General features: G+C 34.2%; 20 protein-coding genes. 13 read left to right on the top strand and 7 right to left on the bottom strand.

All coding sequences use genetic code 11. The features are described from left to right. Positions 1-159: 159 nt before the first annotated feature. Both M4I44_RS15525 and M4I44_RS15520 read right to left on the bottom strand, forming a co-directional pair. Positions 160-573, bottom strand: coding sequence for a thiol-disulfide oxidoreductase DCC family protein (locus M4I44_RS15525; RefSeq protein WP_017497524.1), 414 nt, complete (start codon positions 571-573; stop codon positions 160-162). Between the two features lie 211 nt (positions 574-784). Beyond that, positions 785-2950: a DNA mismatch repair protein MutS gene (locus M4I44_RS15520; RefSeq protein WP_249965274.1), complete on the bottom strand. Its 2166-nt coding sequence runs from the start codon at positions 2948-2950 to the stop codon at positions 785-787. Positions 2951-3060: 110 nt separating this feature from the next. Between M4I44_RS15520 and M4I44_RS15515 the strand changes: the two genes are divergently transcribed. Further along, positions 3061-3732 carry a uracil-DNA glycosylase gene (locus M4I44_RS15515; protein WP_249965273.1) on the top strand — a complete coding sequence of 224 codons (672 nt, stop codon included), beginning with the start codon at positions 3061-3063 and terminating at the stop codon, positions 3730-3732. Positions 3733-3802: 70 nt separating this feature from the next. Here M4I44_RS15515 and M4I44_RS15510 read toward each other — a convergent pair whose 3' ends face one another. From M4I44_RS15510 to M4I44_RS15490, 5 genes are all read right to left on the bottom strand, one after another. Next, positions 3803-4189: a DUF4258 domain-containing protein gene (locus tag M4I44_RS15510; protein ID WP_017497521.1), complete on the bottom strand. Its 387-nt coding sequence runs from the start codon at positions 4187-4189 to the stop codon at positions 3803-3805. A gap of 36 nt (positions 4190-4225) precedes the next feature. Continuing rightward, a complete protein-coding gene (locus tag M4I44_RS15505; RefSeq protein ID WP_017497520.1) occupies positions 4226-5425 on the bottom strand; it encodes an alanine dehydrogenase in 1200 nt (399 codons plus the stop codon). Positions 5426-5508: 83 nt separating this feature from the next. Beyond that, on the bottom strand, positions 5509-5982 hold the full coding sequence (locus tag M4I44_RS15500) for a GNAT family N-acetyltransferase (RefSeq protein WP_249965272.1): 474 nt from the start codon (positions 5980-5982) through the stop codon (positions 5509-5511). A 51-nt stretch (positions 5983-6033) separates the two neighbouring features. Beyond that, a complete protein-coding gene (gene tsaE, locus M4I44_RS15495; RefSeq protein WP_249965271.1) occupies positions 6034-6441 on the bottom strand; it encodes a tRNA (adenosine(37)-N6)-threonylcarbamoyltransferase complex ATPase subunit type 1 TsaE in 408 nt (135 codons plus the stop codon). A 265-nt stretch (positions 6442-6706) separates the two neighbouring features. Beyond that, a complete protein-coding gene (locus M4I44_RS15490; protein WP_017497517.1) occupies positions 6707-8260 on the bottom strand; it encodes a bifunctional response regulator/alkaline phosphatase family protein in 1554 nt (517 codons plus the stop codon). Between the two features lie 221 nt (positions 8261-8481). Here M4I44_RS15490 and M4I44_RS15485 point away from each other — a divergent pair, with 221 nt between their 5' ends. From M4I44_RS15485 to M4I44_RS15430, 12 genes are all read left to right on the top strand, one after another. Further along, positions 8482-9711, top strand: a complete 1230-nt coding sequence (locus tag M4I44_RS15485; protein WP_089077629.1) for an HD domain-containing protein — start codon at positions 8482-8484, stop codon at positions 9709-9711. Between the two features lie 39 nt (positions 9712-9750). Then, positions 9751-10794 carry a UDP-3-O-(3-hydroxymyristoyl)glucosamine N-acyltransferase gene (gene lpxD / locus M4I44_RS15480; RefSeq protein ID WP_017497515.1) on the top strand — a complete coding sequence of 348 codons (1044 nt, stop codon included), beginning with the start codon at positions 9751-9753 and terminating at the stop codon, positions 10792-10794. After that, a complete protein-coding gene (locus M4I44_RS15475) occupies positions 10787-12175 on the top strand; it encodes a bifunctional UDP-3-O-[3-hydroxymyristoyl] N-acetylglucosamine deacetylase/3-hydroxyacyl-ACP dehydratase (RefSeq protein WP_026110093.1) in 1389 nt (462 codons plus the stop codon). Before lpxD ends, M4I44_RS15475 begins: the two co-directional genes overlap by 8 nt. 73 nt (positions 12176-12248) lie before the next feature. Then, positions 12249-13034, top strand: coding sequence for an acyl-ACP--UDP-N-acetylglucosamine O-acyltransferase (gene lpxA, locus M4I44_RS15470; protein WP_017497513.1), 786 nt, complete (start codon positions 12249-12251; stop codon positions 13032-13034). Between the two features lie 94 nt (positions 13035-13128). After that, positions 13129-13695 carry an elongation factor P gene (gene efp / locus M4I44_RS15465; protein ID WP_017497512.1) on the top strand — a complete coding sequence of 189 codons (567 nt, stop codon included), beginning with the start codon at positions 13129-13131 and terminating at the stop codon, positions 13693-13695. A gap of 96 nt (positions 13696-13791) precedes the next feature. Beyond that, entirely contained in the window at positions 13792-14721 is a 930-nt protein-coding gene (locus M4I44_RS15460; RefSeq protein WP_249965270.1) for a UDP-3-O-(3-hydroxymyristoyl)glucosamine N-acyltransferase, read from the top strand. Positions 14722-14723: 2 nt separating this feature from the next. Further along, on the top strand, positions 14724-15086 hold the full coding sequence (locus M4I44_RS15455) for a nuclear transport factor 2 family protein (protein WP_202704250.1): 363 nt from the start codon (positions 14724-14726) through the stop codon (positions 15084-15086). 84 nt (positions 15087-15170) lie between these two features. Then, positions 15171-16043 (top strand): succinate--CoA ligase subunit alpha, encoded by an 873-nt coding sequence (sucD, locus tag M4I44_RS15450; protein WP_017497509.1) that lies wholly within the window; start codon positions 15171-15173, stop codon positions 16041-16043. Positions 16044-16183: 140 nt separating this feature from the next. Next, positions 16184-16612, top strand: coding sequence for a hypothetical protein (locus M4I44_RS15445; protein WP_070908092.1), 429 nt, complete (start codon positions 16184-16186; stop codon positions 16610-16612). A 574-nt stretch (positions 16613-17186) separates the two neighbouring features. After that, positions 17187-17798, top strand: a complete 612-nt coding sequence (locus M4I44_RS15440) for an RNA polymerase sigma factor (protein ID WP_249965269.1) — start codon at positions 17187-17189, stop codon at positions 17796-17798. Positions 17799-17888: 90 nt separating this feature from the next. Then, on the top strand, positions 17889-19004 hold the full coding sequence (locus M4I44_RS15435) for a FecR family protein (RefSeq protein WP_249965268.1): 1116 nt from the start codon (positions 17889-17891) through the stop codon (positions 19002-19004). A gap of 229 nt (positions 19005-19233) precedes the next feature. Continuing rightward, positions 19234-22953, top strand: coding sequence for a SusC/RagA family TonB-linked outer membrane protein (locus tag M4I44_RS15430; protein WP_249965267.1), 3720 nt, complete (start codon positions 19234-19236; stop codon positions 22951-22953). Positions 22954-22966: the final 13 nt, after the last annotated feature.

Genomic DNA, 22966 nt, shown 5'->3' with positions numbered 1-22966 from the left:
AAAAAATCCCAAATTCCAATTATTGTGAATTTGGGATTTTTTACTATTAGAAATTACATAAAGGATTTCTTTGATCTTTATCGATTTGCAAATGTGATTTCTTCTACGTCGAAATGACAAATATTGCAATAAGTATTGGGGTTTGGAATTTGGAATTTTCTAAAGAAACTTAGCTTTCAATTCCGCTGTCGGAATCATGCAGCTTTCTTTTTTACCATACCAATTGTATCTATTTTTGGCGACATAATCATAAATACGGTCGCTGATAAAAATGGGAACAATCCTGAAAATTTCTGATAATCTCCAAAGACCCCCAAATTCTTTTGCAATAGCTATTACTGCTGAAGATTTGTAAAAGTAAGCAGAGTCAGGATTGAATAGTAAAATACTGTCCATCTTTGCAAAACTAATCCCCAAATGTTTACAAATCGAAATTCCCAATTCTGATTGCAAAGCCACAAATCTAAAAATATCTTTTTTGTCATGCTTGATTATGAATTGTACGGCAGAGTTGCAGAGATTGCAGATGCCATCAAAGAGAACTATTTTTTTATTTGCGGGTAAATCAATCATTTTTTAAACAAGTTGTGTTTTGATAGAATAACATAATTATTTATAATATCTATTGTAATTTTATTTTCAATAGTATTTGAAGATCAAAAATGGCTTTAATAAAATAATTTTAAGGAAATTTTAAAACATAACGACCTTCTTGTTCGTTTTTGAGGAATTAACGCTTTAAATCGCTTTATTTTAAATTTTACCAAGAAAAACGTAAATTTTATTACTTTTTAACCGCTTCAACCAACTCCAACTCATCTAAACTGACTTTCGAAGTGAAAATGCCGTAATTTACCGTTGCTTTATTTTTCTCTATAGCATCAATACTTCCAACAGATCTTCCGTCAAGCATTCTTACACGATCACCAACTTTTAGAATTGGTTTTGGTTTTTCAACTACAGGTTTAAGTTTCTTTTCTTTTTTCTCTTTTCGAATTTCCTCTACCTTAACTGTGATTTCAGCAATTACTTCTTTTTTCTTTTCAATTATTGCTTTCGTTTCTTTTGGAGTCGCCTTTTTACGTTTTGAATTTTCAATCTCAACTATTTTCAAAAATTCACCAATAAGTTCCTTTTTGTTTTTGTTGTTAAAGTATTTCTCTGAAATATCTTCGATTTTCTGACCGATATAAATCGTTTTCTGATTGCTATCGTATAATTCCTGATAACTTTCCAGTTTTTGCTTGATCTTAACGTTGATGTTTTCCATCTTTTTGCTTTCTTCACGAGCCCTGGTTTCTTCCTCTTTTAGATTAAGAGAAGTTTTTTCAAGCTTGGAGCGCTCTTTCTGAAGGGTTGCAATCGTTTTATCAAAACGAACTTTACCCACTTCAATTTTCTTTTTTGCACGATTAATCAATCCAAAAGGAATTCCGTTTTTTAGAGCTACTTCAAAAGTAAATGAACTTCCGGCCTGACCTAAAGCCAGTTTGTACATAGGTTCCAAAGTTTTTTCATCAAACATCATGTTGGCATTGGTTGCATATGGCAATTCATTAGCCAAAATCTTTAGATTGGAATAATGAGTGGTTATAATTCCGAAAGCTTCACGATGATAAAATTCTTCCAGGAATATCTCTGCCAAAGCACCACCTAATTCCGGATCAGATCCTGTACCAAATTCATCAATTAAAAACATAGTCTTCTTGTTACACTTCTTCAGGAAGTAGTTCATGTTTTTTAATCGGTAACTATATGTACTTAAGTGATTTTCAATAGATTGATTATCTCCAATATCTGTTAAAATCCTGTCAAACAAGAATGTTTCGCTTCGTTCATGAACCGGAATAAGCATCCCGGATTGCAGCATTAACTGTAACAAACCTACTGTTTTTAGCGAAATTGTTTTCCCACCCGCATTAGGTCCCGAAATCACAATGATACGATTATCTTGCTTTAGTTCAATGGTTTGTGGATGGGTAACTTCGTTTTTCTGTTTGTTGTTCAGGTATAAAATCGGATGATACGCTTCTCTGAAAAACAACCTTCTTTCTTCTGTAATAGTAGGCAGGATTCCGTTGATACGATTCGCATATTTTGCCTTTCCGGCAACAACGTCAATATCACTCAAAAAATCCTGATATTCAATTAATAAAGGCAAGTACGGACGAATTGCATTGGATAATTGCTTCAAAATTCGGGTAATTTCTTCCTTCTCTTCGTATTCTAAATTGGCTAATTCTCTGGAGTATTTTAATGTAGCTTCAGGTTCGATATAAGCAATACTTCCTGTTTTCGAACTTCCTAAAATAGAGCCCTTAACTTTTCGTCGGTACATAGCTAAAACCGCCAAAACTCTTCGGTTTTGCACAAAACTTTCTTTTATATCATCAAGATAACCAAGACTATTGTACTGTGTAAGAGCGACTCCGAAACTTTGGTTTACTTTACCGCGAACCAGGTTCATACCTTGACGAATGCTTAATAAAGCCGGTGAAGCATTGTCTTTTATTTCACCATATTTGTCTACAATAGCATCAATAGTGGTCACGATATCTTTTGTGTATTCAACACGTGAAGCTCTCGCATTTAGATTTGGATAATAATCGTCAAATTTTTTAAGGAAATTTAGTAAAAAGTTTGAGGTAGAAGAGAGTGTGGCAATTTTTCTAAAGCTTCCCACTTCAAGAAAACTATCTTCAATTGCCAGAAACTTAATCTCGTGAGTTATAGCGTCAAACCCGTGATTGGGAATGGCGTTATTATTTTGAAAAGAGGAAACATATTCTGATGTTTGCATTAAAGCCTGCATCAAAGTTTCCCGATCTCTAAAAGGTGTTATTTGTAAAGCTTTTTCTTTTCCTATATCAGTATTACAGCCTGCTGAGATGGTTTCGAGTACTGTAGGAAATTGTAAATCTTGTAATGTTTTTTCGGTTATAGATATCATTATATATCGTAAGTTGTAAAAGTTCAAAGTTACAAAGTTTTGCAACGAAATAGTACTATTAATTAGTACTTTGAAGAAAACTTTGCTTAATTTGTGATAAAATTTAAAAAATGAAAATCAATCTTTCTCCTGATTGGGAAACAGTATTAAAAGATGAAAAACAAAAAACTTATTTTTCTGAGCTAATGAAAACTTTGGAAACTGAGTATCAAACACATACTTGTTATCCACCTGTAGAATTGATTTTCTCTGCTTTTAATACCTGTGCTTTTCAAAACTTAAAAGTTGTCATCATAGGACAAGATCCTTATCATGGAGAAGGAGAGGCGAATGGATTGAGTTTTTCTGTAAATGATTCCGTTAAAATCCCGCCTTCACTTCGAAATATTTACAGGGAACTAAATGACGATCTCGATTCGATCTTTATGCCGACTTCTGGTAATCTTGAAAAGTGGGCAAAACAAGGTGTTTTACTTTTAAATGCGTCCTTGACAGTTCGCAAAGATAGTCCAAATAGTCATAAACATTTGAAGTGGAATTTGTTTACAGACGCTGTAATTCAAGCTATTTCAGATGAAAAAGAGAATGTTGTTTTCCTGTTATGGGGAAGCTTTGCTCACAAAAAAGGTGCTAAAATCGATCGTTCCAAACATTGTGTTTTAGAATCCGGACATCCTTCACCTATGAGTGCTAATCAGGGAAAATGGTTCGGAAACAAGCATTTTAGCAAAACCAATGATTTTTTGAAATCCAAAGCAATCAAAGAAATCGACTGGCTGTAGAAACGAAGAGCTAGTTAAAATCAGCTTTTATAACAAAAACTGATTGTTGCTAATTATTAAAATGACACACTTACTCTTTTGTGTCTTTTTTAATAATCTCTTCCAGAATAGCTTTGTTCTCGTAGTTGACTACTTTTAAAATAATCTCTTGATTTTTAGCAGTTTTACCTTCGATTATATAAAGCTTTCCTTTGTTTACAGGAACATTGCTTTTGTCAAAATCAACATCACCAAATGTCAGTGTGCTTTTAATATCTGCGGTGTCAACCCATTTTTCATTTAAAGTCTGAATTGCTTTTTCGGAATACTGAAAAGGCTTAGTGCGTAAATTATTTAAAACTCTGGCGTTTGGAAAGTAATTGCAACGTGTATCTTTTCCACTGAACACAAGGGCTACAAAAAAGCATCCCATAACCAAACCAACCAAATAATATGCAAAACGATGTACGAACTTCATGAAATATAATTTTTGCAAAGGTACATTAAAGTTCCTTTAAAATACAAGTAAATTAATATCGTTGTCCGGTAAATCAAACCATTCTCCAATTGCTTTGCTGGTCAGGATTCCGTGATACATGTAAATTCCGTTTTTTAAACCTTTATTACATCGTATAGCACTTTCCAGACCACCGTCTTCTGCAATTTGAAGCAAATAAGGCGTAAGGATATTACTTATGGATAATGAAGCTGTTTTAGAATATCTGGAAGGTATATTAGGTACACAATAGTGCAGCACATTGCTTTTTATAAAGGTCGGTTTTTCATGAGTGGTAACCTCCGAAGTTTCAAAACAACCTCCGGTGTCAATACTCACATCTACAATTACAGCACCTTTTTTCATGTGTTCTACCATTGTTTCTGTAACAATAATAGGGCAACGCTCTTTACCGCGCATGGCACCAATCGCTACGTCACAACGTCTTAAAGCCTTTAGCAGCGCTTTTTGCTGTACCGTTGAAGTAAATATACGCTGGTTAAGACTGTTTTGCAAACGGCGTAATTTGGTAATTGAATTGTCAAAAACTTTCACATTTGCACCCAGTCCTATGGCGGTTTTTGCAGCAAACTCTCCAACAGTTCCGGCACCCAGAATAACAACATCAGTAGGAGGGACTCCGGTAATATTACCAAACAAAAGGCCTTTTCCAAACTCGTCCGTAATCATTAATTCGGCAGCAATAAGAATAGAAGCTGTTCCTGCAATTTCACTTAGCGACTTTACAGCAGGATAGGATCCATCTTCATCTTTTATGTATTCAAAAGCTAGTGCTGTTATTTTTTTCTGTGCTAAAGCTTCAAAGTATGCTTTCTTTTTAGTTTTTAACTGAATGGCCGAAATTATGATGGTTTCCGGATTGATCATTTCAATTTCGGCTGTTGTAGGAGGTTCTACTTTAAGAAGCATTGGGCAACCAAAGACTTTCTTTGTGTCATTTGTTACTTCAGCTCCTGCATCAGAGTATTCTTTATCGGTGTAACTGGAACTTTCTCCGGCTCCTGATTCAATCATTACTCTATGTCCCTCATATGTCAACGCACTAACAGCATCCGGAGTCAGACAAATACGACGTTCCTGATAACTTGTTTCTTTAGGAATTCCTATAAAAAGCTCACTTTTGAATCGGCCAATTTCAAGTTTTTCTTCTTGTGGCAACAATTGCTGTTTCGTAAATGGAGTTAAGGTAATTGACATGGGTTGTGCAAAAAATTAAGAGTACAAATTACGTAAAAAGTTTTAAAATCAATGTAAAAATTCTGCTAATAGTTGTTTAAGAATTACAACAGAATTTTCTCCATTTTTATGTCCGCTCTTTCGTAACTGACGTCACCTAAAGGAACTTCAGTAAAACCAAATTTCTGGTACAAATGAAGCGCAGGAAGCAGTATGCGATTGGAATACAAAAACAGCTTTTTAATATTGTTTTCTTTTGCAACAGCCATGCAATGTGTTAACAGTTTGTTTCCAACTCCAAGACCTTGTGCCTGATCTGAAACAGCCATTTTGCTCAATTCAAAGGTATAGTTATCGACTTTCATTAAGGAAACAGTTCCAATAATTTCACCGTTATATCTGGCGTAGAAGATTAGTCCGCCTTTATCGATAATTTCTTCTTGTGGGTTAGAAAGTACCAATTCGTCTTTTTCTTCTACTTTAAAATACTTTTTAAGCCATTCCAGATTTAGAATCTTAATGTGTTCTTTTAAATCAGTTGAGAAAGAGATTATTTCTACAGTATTTTGGGCATTCATCTTTATTTTCTTAGTGTCTTTATGTAGACCTTTCGCCTTTTGTTGAAAGTTTTAGGATAATTTTAATTCTCTATTTCCGTCAGCCAGCAGTTCAATTGTGATGGTTGAAGTTTCTTCCGGGAGTAAGCTTGCAATTTTTTCAGACCATTCAATAAAACACCAATTTCCGGAATACAAGTAATCGTCAACTCCCATGTCTAGTGCTTCAGTTTCTTTGTTTAATCTATAAAAATCAAAATGATAAACAATTTGATTGTCAGAAGTATAATATTCATTAACTAAAGAAAAGGTAGGGCTACTAGTTGCGTCCTGAACTCCCAGGTTTTTACACAATTGTTTGATTAAGGTAGTTTTTCCAACCCCCATTTCTCCATTGAAAAGGATGATTTTTTTTGGATTTGAAGCTAAAATTTGCTCAGCCACTTCTTTGATTTGATCTAATGAAAAAACGATATTCATTGTTTTATTTTTTTGCCACGAATTTCGCTAATTTTAACGAATTAGAAGGTTTTAGTTTTGAAAAAAATTAGTAAAACTCCTGACATTCTTTCTATTTTGGATTAAATAAAAACAAAATAATCATTTCTTCTACCTGAACCTCTCAGTGCTGATAGGTACAACACAACAAAAAAAATGATAATCCTGTATTGTATTTTTTGCCACGAATTCACGAATTTATTATGCGTATGCTAAATAAATAATTCGTGAATTCGTGGCATTCTTTCTATTTCGGATTAAATACCAAAAACGGAATAATCATTTCTTCTAACGAAATCCCCCCGTGCTGGTAAGTGTTTTTATAATAACTCACATAGTGGTTGTAGTTGTTTACATAGGCTAAAAAGTAATCATTTTTAGCAAAAATAAACGAACTACTCATGTTAATCGCTGGCAAACCAATTGTTTTAGGCTCTTTAACGACATATACATCTTTTTGTTCGTAGGTTAAACTACGACCAGTTTTGTAGCGCAAATTTAAACTTGTATTTTTATCTCCAACCACTTTCGACGGATTTTTTACATTAATAGTACCGTGATCTGTTGTCAAAATCAATTTAAAACCTAAAAGTTGCGCCTGCTGAATAATTTCGAGCAGCGGCGAGTTCTTAAACCAGCTTAAAGTGAGTGAGCGATAGGCTTTATCATCTGAAGCCAGTTCTTTTACCACTTCCATTTCAGTTTTGGCGTGCGAGAGCATGTCAACAAAATTATAAACTACAGTTACAAGGTCATTTCCTTTTAAAGCTTTGAAATTTTCTGCCAGTTTTTTTCCTCCGGCGTAATTCGTAATTTTAAAATAATCTTCTTTAATATTTAAACCTAAACGTTTTAATTGCGCTGATAGAAATTCGGCTTCAAAAAGGTTTTTCCCACCATCTTCAACATCGTTTTTCCAATATTGCGGAAACTGTTTTTCCATCTCTATCGGCAGTAAACCTGAAAATATTGAATTACGGGCATATTGTGTGGCGGTTGGAAGAATAGAAAAGTACGGAACCTCTTTTTCTAGTTTGTAATAATTAGAAACTACAGTTTCAAAAGATTTCCATTGATCATAACGCAGGTTGTCAATTACTACAAATAGAATAGGTTTGTCCTTCTTTTTAATCTCCGGAACTACTAATTCTTTGAATAAATTGTGCGACTGAACAGGTTTGTCCGCCTTTGGAGCAAACCAGTCTTCATAATTTCTCTCGATATATTTTCCGAACTGCGAATTAGCCTCTACTTTCTGAGATTCAAGAATTTCTATCATCGCCTGATCGTTGATGTTCTCGAGTTCTAATTCCCAGAAAATTAGTTTTTTATAAAGCTCAATCCAATCTTCAAAAGAATTGACCATAGCCAACTCCATGGATATTTTTCTAAACTCCTTTTGATAATCCAATGTCGTTTTTTCAGAAATTAGCCTCGAATGATCGAGATTTTTCTTCAGACTTAACAAAATCTGATTCGGATTTACCGGTTTTATGAGGTAATCGGCAATTTTGGAACCAATAGCTTCTTCCATGATATACTCTTCCTCACTTTTGGTAATCATAATCATTGGAATAGCTGATTTTTTCTCTTTCATTTCCGAAAGTGTTTCCAGTCCACTCATTCCGGGCATATTTTCATCTAAAAAAACAATATCAAAATTGTCTTCTTCAAATAGTGCAATCGCATCTAAACCATTGTTAGAGGTGGTTACAGCATAGTTTTTTTTCTCCAGAAATAATATATGTGGCTTTAAAAGATCGATTTCATCATCGACCCAAAGTATTTTTATCTTGTCCATAAACGATTTAATTTTTAATGCAATTTAGAAGTATAGAACTTAAAAAGTATTAAATATAGTATAAAATTCAGAATTAAGAATGGTTAATTTTTCTAAAAATCTACTTAATGTAATGTTATTATATTGATTTTCAAAGGGAACATTTGTTGATTTTTAAGTAAAAAACGCAAAGTTGTTTATGGTTAATTACTTATATTTGTTCACCTAAAAATAACCAAATAGTGACTCATATCAATAAGTTAAAAATATTCAATGATCCCATTTACGGGTTTATCACCATACCGAACGAACTTATTTACGATTTAATTCAGCACCCGTATTTTCAGCGTTTACGCCGTATTTCGCAAATGGGTTTATCGTATTTGGTTTATCCCGGTGCCAATCATACGCGTTTTCATCATGCCTTAGGCTGCATGCATTTAATGCAAAAATCAGTAGATACACTTCGTTTTAAAGGAGTTGCAATTTCGGCTGAAGAAGAGAATGCATTGTATATTGCCATTTTACTGCACGATATTGGCCATGGCCCTTTTTCGCATGCCATGGAAAAGAGTATTGTAGAAGATGTGCATCATGAAGCCATTTCATTGCTGTTTATGAATAAACTCAATGAAGAATTTGAGGGAAAACTGAGTCTGGCCATTCAGGTTTTCAAAGGTGATTATCACCGAAAATTTATGTTGCAGCTCATCTCAAGTCAGCTCGACATGGACCGAATGGATTATTTAAAAAGAGATAGTTTTTATACCGGTGTAGCCGAGGGAAATGTAAATTCTGAACGTTTGATTCAGATGATGAATGTAGTTGACGGTACTTTGGTAATTGAGGAAAAAGGAATTTATTCTGTCGAAAAGTTTCTGCTTTCAAGAAGATTGATGTACTGGCAGGCTTATTTGCATAAAACGAGTCTAGTGGCCGAATTGATTTTGATGAAGGTGTTAAAAAGAGCTAAAGAACTTACTTTAAAAGGCATAATTCTGCCGTGCAGTGAGCCACTTTTGTATTTTATGAAGAACAGAGTCACTCTGGAGGATTTTGATGCTGAAAAATTAGATTTATTCTCCCAATTGGATGATTTTGATATTATTAGTGCTTTAAAAGCCTGGCAAAAACACAATGATTTTATACTTTCAACTTTAAGTAAAATGCTTATTAATAGAGATTTACTTAAAATCAAGCTTACCGCAGAAAAAATACCTGCCGAAGAATTACAATCGCTGAAAGAAGAATTTGCTAACGAACATCATATTACACAATTAGAAGCCGGATATTTTATTTTTGGCGGAAAAATTAAAAATCAGGCTTATAGCAAAGAAGCTGAACCCATACGAATTTTCAAAAAAGACAAAACAATCGAAGATGTTGTAGAAGCGTCTGATCAATTGAATTTGAGGTCGTTATCTAAATTGGTGACAAAATATTACATCTGTTTCCCAAAACAACTTATCTAAAATTAACATTTAAAATCTATTTTTTATATTTTTGTCGCAATGAAATTTACAGCAGAACAAATAGCGGGAATTTTAGAAGGAGAAGTTGTTGGGAATCCCAATGTAGAAGTTTCTCGGTTATCTAAAATAGAAGAAGGTGAGGAGGGATCGCTTACTTTTTTGGCCAATCCAAAATATATCAATCACATATATACTACTAAAGCATCTGTAACAATTGTTAATGATAGCTTTATTCCGGAACAGGAAATCACTACAACTTTAATAAAAGTGGAAGATGCTTATGCTTCTTTCTCTAAACTTTTACAGTTTTACAATCAGGTTAAATTGAATAAAAACGGTATAGAAGCACAGTCTTTTATAACAGAAGGAACTAAATATGGCGAGAATCTGTATTTAGGAAGCTTTAGTTATATTGGACAAAATGTGGTTCTGGGCGACAATGTAAAAATTTATCCGAACAGTTTTATTGGAGATAATGTTGTTATTGGCGATAATGTGTATATTTTTGCAGGTGCTAAAATTTATTCCGAAACTATAATTGGTAACAATTGCACTATTCATTCCGGAACTATTATTGGTGCGGATGGTTTTGGTTTTGTACCAAATGATGAAGGAGTATACAGTAAGGTACCACAAATTGGTAATGTTATTATTGAAGATAATGTTGATATTGGTGCTAACACTACCATCGACAGAGCAACTCTTGGTTCGACGATTATCCGACAAGGAGTTAAATTAGACAATCAGATTCAGATTGCGCACAATGTTGAAATTGGCAAAAACACTGTAATTGCAGCGCAATCGGGCGTGGCCGGTTCAACTAAAATTGGCGAGAACTGTATGATTGGCGGACAAGTAGGTATCGCAGGACACTTGACTATAGGTAACAATGTGAGATTGCAGGCTCAATCAGGAGTGGCAAGAAACATTAAAGATGATGAAATTTTACAAGGGACACCGTCTCTTGGTTATACTGATTTTAACAAATCGTATGTTCATTTTAAGAATCTGCCTAAAATAGTTTCCGAAGTAGAAGAATTAAAAAAACAAATAATAAACCCAAAAAATGGAAATAATGGTTAAACAGAAGACCATCAAAAATGAAATTTCACTAACAGGCGTTGGATTACACACTGGGAAAGAAGTTACAATGACTTTTAAACCTGCTCCAATAAATAATGGTTTCACTTTTGTAAGAGTAGATTTGCAAGGTCAGCCGGTCATTGAGGCTGATGCTAACTATGTTGTTAATACGCAAAGAGGTACTAATTTAGAAAAACTTGGCGTAAAAATTCAAACTCCTGAACATGTTTTGGCGGCATTAGTTGGATGTGATCTTGACAATGTTATTATAGAATTAGACGCTTCAGAACTTCCTATCATGGATGGTTCTTCAAAATATTTTGTGGAAGCAATTGAAAAAGCTGAAATAGAAGAGCAAGACGCTAAACGTAACGTTTATGTGGTAAAAGAAGTAATATCTTTTACAGATGAAACGACCGGAAGTGAGATTTTGGTAATGCCAAGCGATGATTATCAAGTGACTACAATGGTAGATTTTGGTACTAAAGTTTTAGGTACTCAAAATGCTACAATGAAAAGTATAGCCGATTTTAAGAATGAAATTGCAAGTTCAAGAACTTTTAGTTTTTTACACGAATTAGAGTCATTATTAGAGCACGGTTTAATTAAAGGTGGTGATCTAAATAATGCAATCGTATATGTAGACAAAGAAATTTCTGAGTCTACGATGGCGAATTTAAAGAAAGCTTTCGGGAAAGATGAAATTTCGGTAAAACCTAACGGTGTTCTTGATAATCTTACTTTACACTATCCAAACGAAGCAGCTAGACACAAACTTCTTGATGTAATTGGAGATTTATCTCTTATCGGAGTTCGTATACAAGGAAAAATTATCGCTAACAAACCAGGGCATTTTGTAAATACACAGTTTGCTAAGAAGTTAGCTAAAATTATCAAGATAGAACAAAGAAATCATGTACCTGTTTATGATTTAAATCAGGAGCCATTGATGGACATTCACAAAATCATGGCGATGCTTCCTCACAGACCTCCGTTCTTGTTGATTGATAGAATTATCGAAATGTCTGATCGTCATGTGGTTGGTTTGAAGAATGTGACCATGAATGAAAATTTCTTTGTTGGACATTTCCCAGAGGCGCCGGTTATGCCGGGTGTGTTAATTGTGGAAGCAATGGCACAAACGGGTGGAATTTTGGTTTTAAGCACAGTTCCGGATCCTGAAAATTACTTGACTTATTTTATGAAAATTGATAATGTCAAATTCAAACACAAAGTATTGCCGGGTGATACCTTAATTTTCAAATGCGAATTGATTTCTCCAATCAGAAGAGGAATCTGTCATATGCAGGCAAATGCTTACGCAAATGGAAAATTAGTAACCGAGGCAGAATTAATGGCTCAAATTGCGAGAAAACAATAATAATTAATCAATTTTATTGTTTAGGTTTGTTGCCCAAATTAGACTATTTTAATTTAAAATATAAAAAACACATATGAATCAACCATTAGCATATGTTCATCCTGGCGCTAAAATCGCTAAAAATGTTGTAATTGAACCTTTTACAACAATTCACAATAATGTTATTATTGGTGATGGTACTTGGATTGGTTCAAATGTGACGATCATGGAAGGTGCTCGTATTGGTAAAAATTGCAATATTTTTCCGGGAGCGGTTATTTCTGCGGTACCACAAGATTTAAAGTTCGGCGGAGAAGATTCTCTAGCTATTATTGGAGATAACTGTACGATTAGAGAATGTGTTACGATCAACAGAGGTACAGTGGCCTCCGGACAAACTATTCTTGGAAATAACTGTTTGGTTATGGCTTACGCTCACATTGCACACGATTGCGAAATTGGTAATAATGCCATCATTGTAAATGGTGTTGCATTGGCAGGTCACGTAGTTGTTGGAAACCATGCTGTAATTGGTGGTTTGGCAGCGATCCATCAGTTTATTCATATCGGAGATCATGCTATGATTTCGGGTGGATCATTGGTTAGAAAAGACGTTCCTCCTTATACAAAAGCAGCAAAAGAACCTTTGTCGTATGTAGGAATTAATTCAGTAGGTTTAAGAAGAAGAGGTTTCAGTACTGAGAAAATCAGAGAAATTCAGGAAATTTATAGAATTTTATACCAAAAGAATTACAACACAACACAAGCTTTAAGTATTATTGAAGCTGAAATGGAAGCAACTCCTGAAAGAGATGAAATTCTGGATTTTATCCGAAATTCGTCAAGAGGAATCATGAAAGGGTATTCCGGAAACTATTAAAATAAGTTTAATCGTTTATTTGTTGAATCGTTTATAGGAATAAATAGTTAAACGATTCAACGATTCAACAAGAAATAAATAAAACAAAAACAAAATGGCATCTACATCAGATATTAGAAACGGATTGTGTATTAAATTCAACCACGATATTTTTAAAATTGTTGAATTTCTTCACGTAAAACCTGGAAAAGGACCTGCTTTCGTAAGAACAAAATTAAGAAGTTTAACATCAGGGAAAGTATTGGATAATACATTTTCTGCAGGACATAAAATTGATGTTATTCGTGTAGAAACACATAACTACCAGTTTTTATATGCTGAAGGTGATGAATTTCATTTTATGAACACAGAATCTTTCGAGCAAATTTCTTTAAATAAAAACATTTTAGATGCTCCGGGATTATTGAAAGAAGGAACAAGTGTAATGGTTCAGGTAAATACTGAAACTGACTTGCCTTTATCAGTAGATATGCCATCTTCTGTAATTCTTGAAGTTACTTATGCTGAGCCGGGAGTAAAAGGAAATACAGCTACAAATGCTACAAAAAATGCGACAGTAGAAACTGGAGCGTCTGTAAACGTTCCTTTGTTCATCAACGAAGGTGATAAAATTAAAATTGATACAGCTTCAGGTTCTTACATGGAGCGTGTAAAGGAGTAGTTTTTATAAGTTTTCAGTTTTCAGTCGCAGTTATCAGTTTGTTAATGCAGATTGAAAACTGAGACTGAAAACTGAGACTGAAAACTAAATAAATATATGAAATTTCCAAAGAGTCATTCTTTACAAGAAATTGCAAATTTGCTTGATTGCGAATTTATTGGTGACCAAAACTTTCCAGTTTTAGGCATGAACGAGATACATGTCGTTGAAGCCGGAGATATTGTTTTTGTTGACCATCCTAAATATTATGACAAAGCATTACAATCGGCTGCTACTATAGTTTTAATCAACAAAAAAGTAGATTGTCCTGAAGGTAAAGCCCTTCTAATTTCTGATGATCCTTTCAGAGATTTTAATATCTTAACCAAACACTTCAGACCATTTCAAGGCACAAATGTGTCGATTGCACTCTCTGCAACTATCGGAGAAGGCACTGTAATTCAGCCCAACTGTTTTATCGGAAACAATGTTACCATTGGTAAAAACTGTCTGATTCACCCTAATGTTACTATTTACGATCATACTGTAATTGGCGACAACGTAATGATTCATGCCGGAACTATTTTAGGAGCCGATGCTTTTTATTACAAAAAACGTCCTGAAGGCTTCGATCAGTTAATTTCCGGAGGTAGAGTCGTTATCGAAGACAATGTTGGCATAGGAGCACTGTGTACGATTGACAAAGGTGTTACCGGTGACACTACTATTGGTGAAGGTACAAAATTGGACAATCAGGTACATGTTGGACATGATACTGTAATTGGTAAAAAATGCTTAATTGCGTCACAAACCGGTATTGCCGGATGCGTCGTAATTGAAGATGAAGTTACCATTTGGGGACAGGTAGGAACCACCAGTGGCATCACAATAGGAGCAAAGGCTGTTATTATGGGGCAAACTGGAGTTACCAAATCGGTTGAAGGAGGAAAATCTTATTTCGGAACCCCAATCGAAGAATCGAGAGAAAAGTTAAAACAAATGGCCAATATCAAAAAGATTCCTGAAATTCTAAATAAATTGAAGTAATTATGTCTATAAAAGAATTTGTTCAAAAATTTTACAAGTCAGATGCCTTAATTGATAGCGAAATCATGAAAGCTTACTTACATCCGGAAGTAAAGTTAGACTGGAACAGCACCAAAGGATTGATTGAGATGGATTATGATTCTATGATGGCTATGGCCAATGAGCTTAGCCGTGCTTATGTTCGTTCAAAGGTTAGAATTAGCCATATCATTGCCGAAGAAGACTTAGTTTCAATACGATATTCTCACTTTGTAAAAACGATTGAGAACCCTAGAGAAGAGATGTTATTAGCTCATTTTGCCACAATTTGGCAAATAAAAGATGATAAATTATATCGCGGTTATCAAATGAGTCAATTTTCTTAATTTTTTTAAAGACAAAAAGGTTAAAATACGTTACAAAACCTTACTTTTGCATCACAATTTTAAAAACTACATAAAATATATATCATGAGTGTTTTAGTTAATAAAGATTCCAAAATAATTGTTCAAGGATTTACAGGTAGCGAAGGAACTTTCCACGCTTCTCAAATGATTGAGTACGGTACAAATGTTGTTGGTGGTGTAACTCCGGGTAAAGGAGGAACAAGCCATTTAGACCGTCCGGTTTTTAACACAGTAAAAGATGCTGTAGAACAAGCCGGAGCTGATACATCTATCATTTTTGTTCCGCCAGCTTTTGCTGCTGATGCAATTATGGAAGCTGCTGACGCTGGAATTAAAGTAATTATTGCTATTACTGAAGGAATTCCTGTAGCTGATATGATTAAAGCTAATAACTATGTTAAAGAAAGAAATTCAAGATTAATCGGACCAAACTGTCCTGGTGTAATTACTCCGGGTGAAGCTAAAGTTGGTATTATGCCAGGTTTCGTTTTCAAAAAAGGAACAGTTGGTATCGTTTCTAAATCAGGAACTTTAACTTACGAAGCTGCTGATCAGGTTGTAAAACAAGGTTTAGGAATTACTACTGCTATTGGTATTGGTGGAGATCCAATTATTGGAACTACAACTAAAGAAGCAGTTGAATTATTAATGAACGACCCAGAAACTGAAATCATCATTATGATTGGTGAAATTGGAGGTCAATTAGAAGCTGATGCTGCTAAATGGGTAAGAGCTGATGGTAACCGTAAACCAGTTGTTGGTTTTATTGCCGGAGAAACTGCTCCAGCAGGTAGAACAATGGGTCACGCAGGTGCTATTGTTGGTGGTTCTGATGATACTGCTGCTGCTAAAAAACAAATCATGAGAGACAACGGAATTCACGTTGTTGATTCACCAGCTGAAATTGGTAAAAAAGTAAAAGAAGTACTTGGATAATTCCGGGTATTTAAAATAATAAATTCCAAAAAAGTCTCAATATTCTGTTGAGACTTTTTTACATTTAAAGTCCTGAGGGATAAATCAAAAAAACTTAGTATCTAAGCATCTCAGCATCTTAGAAACTTAAAAATAAAAATATGTACAAAGAATTAGAAAAATTTAAAGTAAGCAGCAGCTTTACTTTTACAATTGAAGACAGTTTAGAACAAGTTTGTAACGCTCCTGAAGGAGGTGCAGGTGTTTTTGTAGTTTATGCAGTTGAAGGAAATGCAAAAGAATTGATCATGGTAGGATCTACCGGAACTGTTCAGAATGATGGTACTTTGAAAAGTAAAAACGGCGGATTGTACGATAAAATTGTAAACGGACATCAATTTGCAAAAACGGGAAGAAAATACTCTTGGCCAGCACAAATGAAATTAGAAAATATTGCTGCTCTTGAAGTAGTTTGGTTCGAAACTTTCAATGCAGATTCAAAAGGAATTCCAACTACAGTAGAAGGACAGGTTTTGCAGAATTTCTTAGATGAAAATGCAAAATTACCTAGATGGAATGTAGCTTTCTAAAAGAAAACTTCCATATAAAATCGTCAAAAGCCTTACTAAATATTTTAGTAAGGCTTTTTTTTTAACACATAGAAATATAGATTTGATACTTTTAAAAAAGGTACATCGCTTATTGAAAACACACAGAGGCTGCTAGGTGTGAGAAACCGGTAAAGTATCTTTTTTGTCAGATATTATACCGATTCTAGTACTGCTTCAGTCCAATGTTTTGTTGCTTAATATTTGAATTTGGAATAGTTACTTTTTTGATCGGCAGGTACTACTTTAGAATAAAATACAAACAAATCATCTAAGCTAATGTTAAAAAAAAGCTAAAGAACTATGGCTGTAAAATCTGACATTTAGAAAAAATAAAAGATTAGCTTAAATTTTACTTTTATGTGCTAAACCCCGTTAAGTCAATAAAAAAAACTCTTTTCAAATGTTAAATGTTCACTTTTCTCACATTAAAAAATTTGTTTTGTATGTTTGCTTTTATATATTTATCGCACAGATGTAAAGAATAATGTTAAAAAATCTTATTCTTTATGTTAAAAATCAGTACTTATTTTCAAGAATTCTATTGCGATTTTATATGAATACCAAAACTCTACAATTCAAAACATCAGACGATCTTACGCTTTGGACTAACTTGAAAAATGGAGACGAAAAATCATTCTCTCTGTTGTTTGAAAAATACTATGGTGATCTGGTAAACTACGGAAACTCTCTTTCTTCAAATACTGAAAAGGTACAGGATTGTGTTCAGGATGTTTTTACAGATATTTGGGTTTACAAAAATGGGCTTCAGAGTTCAGTTGTAGTAAAAGCCTATTTACTGTCGAGTGTGCGCAAACGTATTGCCCGTTTATACGAACGTGATCATATTTTTCGCAAGTCTGCAAGCACAGATTCAATTGCTTTTCTTTTAGAGTTCTCTGTAGAACATGATCTCATGGATGATGATTATGCTACAAAAGAAAAAGTAATTCATTTGAATAAATTATTAAACAATTTACCGGCAAGACAAAAAGAAGCTTTGTATTTAAGATATCATCAAGGCTTAACGGTTGATCAAATTGCCGATATGCTGGAGGTAAATTATCAATCAGCAAGCAACTTACTACACCGCGGTTTACTTACTCTTCGCAAGGAATGGAAGGGTAGTGTTTCGTTAATTCTTCTTCTTTCTTCTGCTACTTTTTAGTTTTATTTGTACAGAATTAAAAAAAAATCACAATTTGGTGAGTATATAATAAGAAAGCCGTCCTCTATGTTTTTGTAACCCTATTTCTAGATGCAAAAACGTAATAAATTTATCGAAATTGAAGATTTCTTATCTGATGAATCATTCCAGTCATGGATTTTATCCAAAATAGACAATGATGGTTGGGAAGAATGGACTTTAGAGAGTCGTCAGCGCGCTAAGCTGGTAGAAGACGCAAGATTATTGTTGTTGGCCATGAAAGTGCCGGATCAGCCGATATCTCCTGTAGACCTTCATCATGCTTTGCAGGCCACCTGGATTAAAATCGAAGAGAAAGAGAATCAGAACAATTCAACCCCAAGTTCCAAAATAAAATTTCTTAAGAAATATTTTCTTAGCGGTATTGCCGCTGCTTTAATTCTTGGTTTAGGATCAGTTTGGATATATCACAATCAAATAGTCACCGTTGGTGGAGAAGTAACCTACAATGAGTTAATTAGTGAAAATAAGGAAGGATTGGTCGAACAAACTAATAATTCAGACAAAGCTCAAATTATTACTTTATCTGATGGTAGTTCGGTTTTATTACAGCCTAATAGTAAATTGAGTTATCCTAAGATCTTTACCGGAAATGAAAGAAAGGTGTATTTATCCGGCGAAGGTTTCTTTGAAATTAGTAAAAATCCTAAAAAGCCTTTCTTTGTTTACGCAAACGAAATTGTTACGAAGGTAGTCGGAACTAGTTTTAGAGTCAAGGCCTATTCTGATCAACCTGATGTTGAAGTTTTGGTTCGCACCGGTAAAGTAAGGGTAAAATCAAACGATTTGGTTTCAAAATCAGATGATCATGAAGTTGTTTTATTACCTAATCAGGCGTTACGTTTTCAACGTAAAGATTTAAGTTTTAATAAAATTACAAATATCACTCAGGATGTAGTCCTAACCCGTAGTGTTGGAAATATTGAACAGCTGAGTTTTGAATTTACCGATATTCCGGTATCACAAATTTTTGAAACCATAGAGCAGGCCTACCTTGTAGACATTGATTATCCAAAAAATAAACTGAAAGACTGTCACCTCACCACTTCTCTTAGTGATCAGCCTTTGATGGAAAAATTAAAAATTGTCTGTAACAGTATTGGCAATAAAACCACATTTGAAATGAATGGAAATCAAATCGTTATAATATCTGACGGATGTAACTAATCACACTTTACAACTGTAATTGTAAAGTTGGTTTTTAAAATTTAAAGAATAGAAAAATAACCAAAACAAAAAAATAATAGCGCCTATGTAAAAGAAAATGCATAAAAAAAGTGCCGAAATGCTGTAACATTATCGACACTTAAATGAATCAAATTACTCTCTGTAAAGAGTAATTGAGGATGTTTCTTAAAATACACTCGAACAGTATTAATTAAAACAAACCAAAATTATGAAAAAACCAGTTGTTAAACAACGATTACTCCATCGAATCATGAAAATAACACTATTTCAGTTTGTTCTGGCACTCGTGTTTTCAAGTGTCGCTATGGCAAATGATGTAAATGGACAAAAGAAATTAGATACTAAAGTTACAATTAATATAACCAATTTAACTTTAGACAACACCTTGTCTAAACTACAAAAGTCTGCAAACGTAAAATTTTCTTACAATTCAAGATTGCCACAATTGAATCAGAAAGTTAGCATAGATGCTAACAATGAAACTTTGTCAAGTATTTTGAATCGAATTTTATTGCCATTTAATATCACTTATACCGAAGTAAGCAATCAGATAATTCTGCAGAAAAATGTATCAGTAGTTCCTTTTACAAGTGCTGAAACATCAAATTCAGTATTTGAAAGCTTAACTGCTGCAGGTCCGATTATTAAGGGTACCGTTACGGATGTCAGTGGTACTCCGTTACCGGGAGCGACTGTATTAGCCAAAGGGACTAAAATTGCTGTACTAACAGATTTTGATGGTAAGTTTTCGATTGAAATGCCGTCAAACAGTACCGCTCTGGTTATTTCTTATGTTGGTATGGAGACAAAAGAGATTGGAATCGGAAATACGACACCAACAATTGTCTTAAATGAGGCGGGGCAAAATCTAAAGGAAGTTGTAGTTACTACAGGTTATGAAAAAACTTCAAAAAGAACTTTTACAGGAGCAATCAGTAAAATTTCCGGCAGTGAATTAAAAGTCGATGGTGTTGTAGATGTGAGCAGAATGATTGAAGGTAAAGCTGCCGGTGTTACTGTACAAAACGTTACAGGATCTTTTGGTACGACACCTAAAATTACGGTTCGTGGATCTTCATCCATCTTTGGAGATACAAAACCTTTATGGGTTATTGACGGAGTGGTACAAGAAGATATTATCAACGTTACCTTTGCAGATTTAGCGTCGGGTGACTCCTCTACTTTATTGAGTTCTGCCATTGCTGGATTAAACGCTAATGACATTCAAAGTATTGAAATTTTGAAAGATGCATCTGCAACTTCAATCTATGGTTCAAGATCGTTGAATGGAGTAGTAGTGGTAACGACCAAACAAGGCCGCCGAGATTCTCCTTTAAAAATAAGTTATTCTGTTGAAAATACCATAAGAACTGTACCAAGTTACACACAATATGACATTTTAAATTCTCAGGAATCAATGAGTATTTTTCAGGAAATGAGAGGTAAAGGTTACCTGGACCAAAGCTCTTCATTAACAGCTAGATTTAGTGGCGTTTATGGTACCCTGGCTAGAGAAATAAATCGTTACGATCAAACTAATGGACAATATGGAGTCAAAAATGAGCAGCCCTTCATTAATGAATTTTTGAGAAAATACGAATTAGGAAATACAGACTGGTTTAAAGTCTTATTTAGACCATCTATTACACAAAACCATTCATTAAGCTTCTCTGGTGGTGGAAAAAACAACACATTTTATGGCTCTCTAGGATACTATACAGATCCGGGATGGTCTATTGCTGATAATGTCAAACAACTATCATCAAACCTAAAAGGAACGTTTTATATTAACGACAGATTAAATATTACCCTATCAACTCTTGCTTCTATCCGTGATCAGGGAGCTCCTGGTTCGTATGAAAGTAAAGATGATGTGGTTTTCGGAAAAGTTAGCAGAGATTTTGATATTAACCCGTTTAATTATGTTTTAAGCACAAGCAGAACACTTAGACCTTATGATGAAAACGGTAATTATGAGTATTATCAAAACAACTGGGCACCAATGAATATCATTAAAGAATTACAAAATAATAAACTTGGTATTAAAGTAAATGATATTCGTTTTCAGGCAGACATAGATTACAAAATAAACAAAAATTTAACCTACAACTTTACCGGTTCGGCGCGTTATGCCAACACATCACGAGAGCACAGAATCTATGAAGGCTCAAATGTTGTTGGAGCTTATAATGCTGGTATAACTGTAAATCCAAATGCTTTGATTCAAAATGCTAACGTATTTTTGTATCAGAATCCTAATGATTTAACGGCACTAAAAACTTCGGTTTTACCCAATGGTGGTTTTTTGCGTAAGTTTACTAATGACTTAACTTCCTACAATGTTAGAAATAGCATTACCTACAGAAATACGTTAAATGACAAACATGAAATTGAAGGTTTCTTTGGAACTGAGTTCAGATCAGTAGATAGAAATAATGACAATTTTACAGCGGCTGGAATTCAATTTCAAAAAGGACTTACCGCTTTTGTCGAGCCAAAATTGATTGAGAAATTGGTAAATGAAGGAAACTCTTATTATGATTTTGGTGCTGAAAGAGAGCGTACTGTGGGTTTCTTCGGAAAAGTGGGTTATACCTACGACCGTCGTTATACCGCATCTGTTACAGGTCGTTATGATGGTTCAAACAGACAAGGTGATACAGGTTCTTCAAGATGGCTGCCTACGTACACTGTGAGTGGTAAATGGAACATTAAAGAAGAAAAATTCATGAAAAATGTGGAGTCCGTTAACACATTAGCACTTAGAGCTTCTTATGGTTTGACCGCCACTGCAGGACCTGCAACAAATTCTTTAGCCATTTATAGAAGCTTTATCACAGATCGTTTCAATACAGCGGACAGAGAAAATGCAATTCGTATCGCTAATTTGCAAAACAAAGATTTGACTTGGGAGAAACAATTTGAAACTAATATTGGTGTAGATCTTGGAATGTTTAGAAATAGAGTGCAGTTCACAGCAGATGTTTACAGCCGTAAAGCATTTGATCTTATCGATTTTGTAATTACATCAGGTGTTGGTGGAGAAAGTGTCAAACAAGGAAACAATGCCGATATGCACACAAAAGGTCTTGAAGTTGGTTTTACAACTCAAAATATTGTATCCAAAGATTTTAAATGGTCTACGACATTAAACTTCTCTGTTTACGATCAAAAAATTACAAAACTAGCCAATAAACCGTCAGTATTTAATTTAATTGCTGCAAATGGGGGTAATACCGTAGGACACCCTAGAAACTCATTGTATTCTTATCAATTTACGGGGCTAAATAATCAAGGCTTACCAACCTTTAAATTACAAGACGGAGCCGAAAATAATATCACGGAAGCTAACTTTCAGGACACGAATGATGTTACTAAGTATTTAAAATACGAAGGATCAGTAGAACCAAATAAATCAATCGGTTTAGCCAATACCTTTAGTTACAAAAGCTGGTCCTTATATGTTTTCATCGTAGGATCGGGAGGAAACAAAATAAGACTGAACCCCGTGTACAACAATGAATATACTGATTTGACTGTTTTTACTAAAGAGTTTGCTAACAGATGGATTAATCCTGGTGACGAACAATATACAAATGTACCGGTTATTGCGGATAAACTGTTAAACAGAAATTATGGAGCGAATAATTTACAGATAGCCTATAACACTTATAATTTCTCTGATGTCAGAATTGCAAGTGGTGACTTTGTACGATTAAAAAATATATCATTGGGATGGGAATTTCCTAGCGATTTTAAGAAAAAGTTAGGGTTGAGCACCTTTAGTTTAAAAGCTTCAGCAGTTAATCCATGGTTGATTTATTCAGACAAAAAATTAAACGGACAAGATCCTGAATTCCGTAACTCTGGTGGGGTTGCCTTCCCAATTACATCGCAATATACTTTTGCAATTAATCTTTCATTTTAACTATTTATTGACT

Origin of the sequence: Flavobacterium sp. B183 (assembly GCF_023539155.1) — a bacterium.
In the GTDB taxonomy this organism is placed as follows: Bacteria; Bacteroidota; Bacteroidia; order Flavobacteriales; family Flavobacteriaceae; genus Flavobacterium; species Flavobacterium tructae.
Note: the sequence above shows the minus strand (reverse complement) of the source record. Positions and strands in the feature narration are given on the sequence as shown.

What these genes read in the sequence shown, in the direction of transcription:
- M4I44_RS15525 (WP_017497524.1), bottom strand. Translation starts at nt 573, where the DNA reads ATGATTGATTTACCCGCAAATAAAAAAATAGTTCTCTTTGATGGCATC.
- M4I44_RS15520 (WP_249965274.1), bottom strand. Translation starts at nt 2,950, where the DNA reads ATGATATCTATAACCGAAAAAACATTACAAGATTTACAATTTCCTACA.
- M4I44_RS15515 (WP_249965273.1), top strand. Translation starts at nt 3,061, where the DNA reads ATGAAAATCAATCTTTCTCCTGATTGGGAAACAGTATTAAAAGATGAA.
- M4I44_RS15510 (WP_017497521.1), bottom strand. Translation starts at nt 4,189, where the DNA reads ATGAAGTTCGTACATCGTTTTGCATATTATTTGGTTGGTTTGGTTATG.
- M4I44_RS15505 (WP_017497520.1), bottom strand. Translation starts at nt 5,425, where the DNA reads ATGTCAATTACCTTAACTCCATTTACGAAACAGCAATTGTTGCCACAA.
- M4I44_RS15500 (WP_249965272.1), bottom strand. Translation starts at nt 5,982, where the DNA reads ATGAATGCCCAAAATACTGTAGAAATAATCTCTTTCTCAACTGATTTA.
- tsaE (WP_249965271.1), bottom strand. Translation starts at nt 6,441, where the DNA reads ATGAATATCGTTTTTTCATTAGATCAAATCAAAGAAGTGGCTGAGCAA.
- M4I44_RS15490 (WP_017497517.1), bottom strand. Translation starts at nt 8,260, where the DNA reads ATGGACAAGATAAAAATACTTTGGGTCGATGATGAAATCGATCTTTTA.
- lpxD (WP_017497515.1), top strand. Translation starts at nt 9,751, where the DNA reads ATGAAATTTACAGCAGAACAAATAGCGGGAATTTTAGAAGGAGAAGTT.
- M4I44_RS15475 (WP_026110093.1), top strand. Translation starts at nt 10,787, where the DNA reads ATGGTTAAACAGAAGACCATCAAAAATGAAATTTCACTAACAGGCGTT.
- lpxA (WP_017497513.1), top strand. Translation starts at nt 12,249, where the DNA reads ATGAATCAACCATTAGCATATGTTCATCCTGGCGCTAAAATCGCTAAA.
- efp (WP_017497512.1), top strand. Translation starts at nt 13,129, where the DNA reads ATGGCATCTACATCAGATATTAGAAACGGATTGTGTATTAAATTCAAC.
- M4I44_RS15460 (WP_249965270.1), top strand. Translation starts at nt 13,792, where the DNA reads ATGAAATTTCCAAAGAGTCATTCTTTACAAGAAATTGCAAATTTGCTT.
- M4I44_RS15455 (WP_202704250.1), top strand. Translation starts at nt 14,724, where the DNA reads ATGTCTATAAAAGAATTTGTTCAAAAATTTTACAAGTCAGATGCCTTA.
- sucD (WP_017497509.1), top strand. Translation starts at nt 15,171, where the DNA reads ATGAGTGTTTTAGTTAATAAAGATTCCAAAATAATTGTTCAAGGATTT.
- M4I44_RS15445 (WP_070908092.1), top strand. Translation starts at nt 16,184, where the DNA reads ATGTACAAAGAATTAGAAAAATTTAAAGTAAGCAGCAGCTTTACTTTT.
- M4I44_RS15440 (WP_249965269.1), top strand. Translation starts at nt 17,187, where the DNA reads ATGAATACCAAAACTCTACAATTCAAAACATCAGACGATCTTACGCTT.
- M4I44_RS15435 (WP_249965268.1), top strand. Translation starts at nt 17,889, where the DNA reads ATGCAAAAACGTAATAAATTTATCGAAATTGAAGATTTCTTATCTGAT.
- M4I44_RS15430 (WP_249965267.1), top strand. Translation starts at nt 19,234, where the DNA reads ATGAAAAAACCAGTTGTTAAACAACGATTACTCCATCGAATCATGAAA.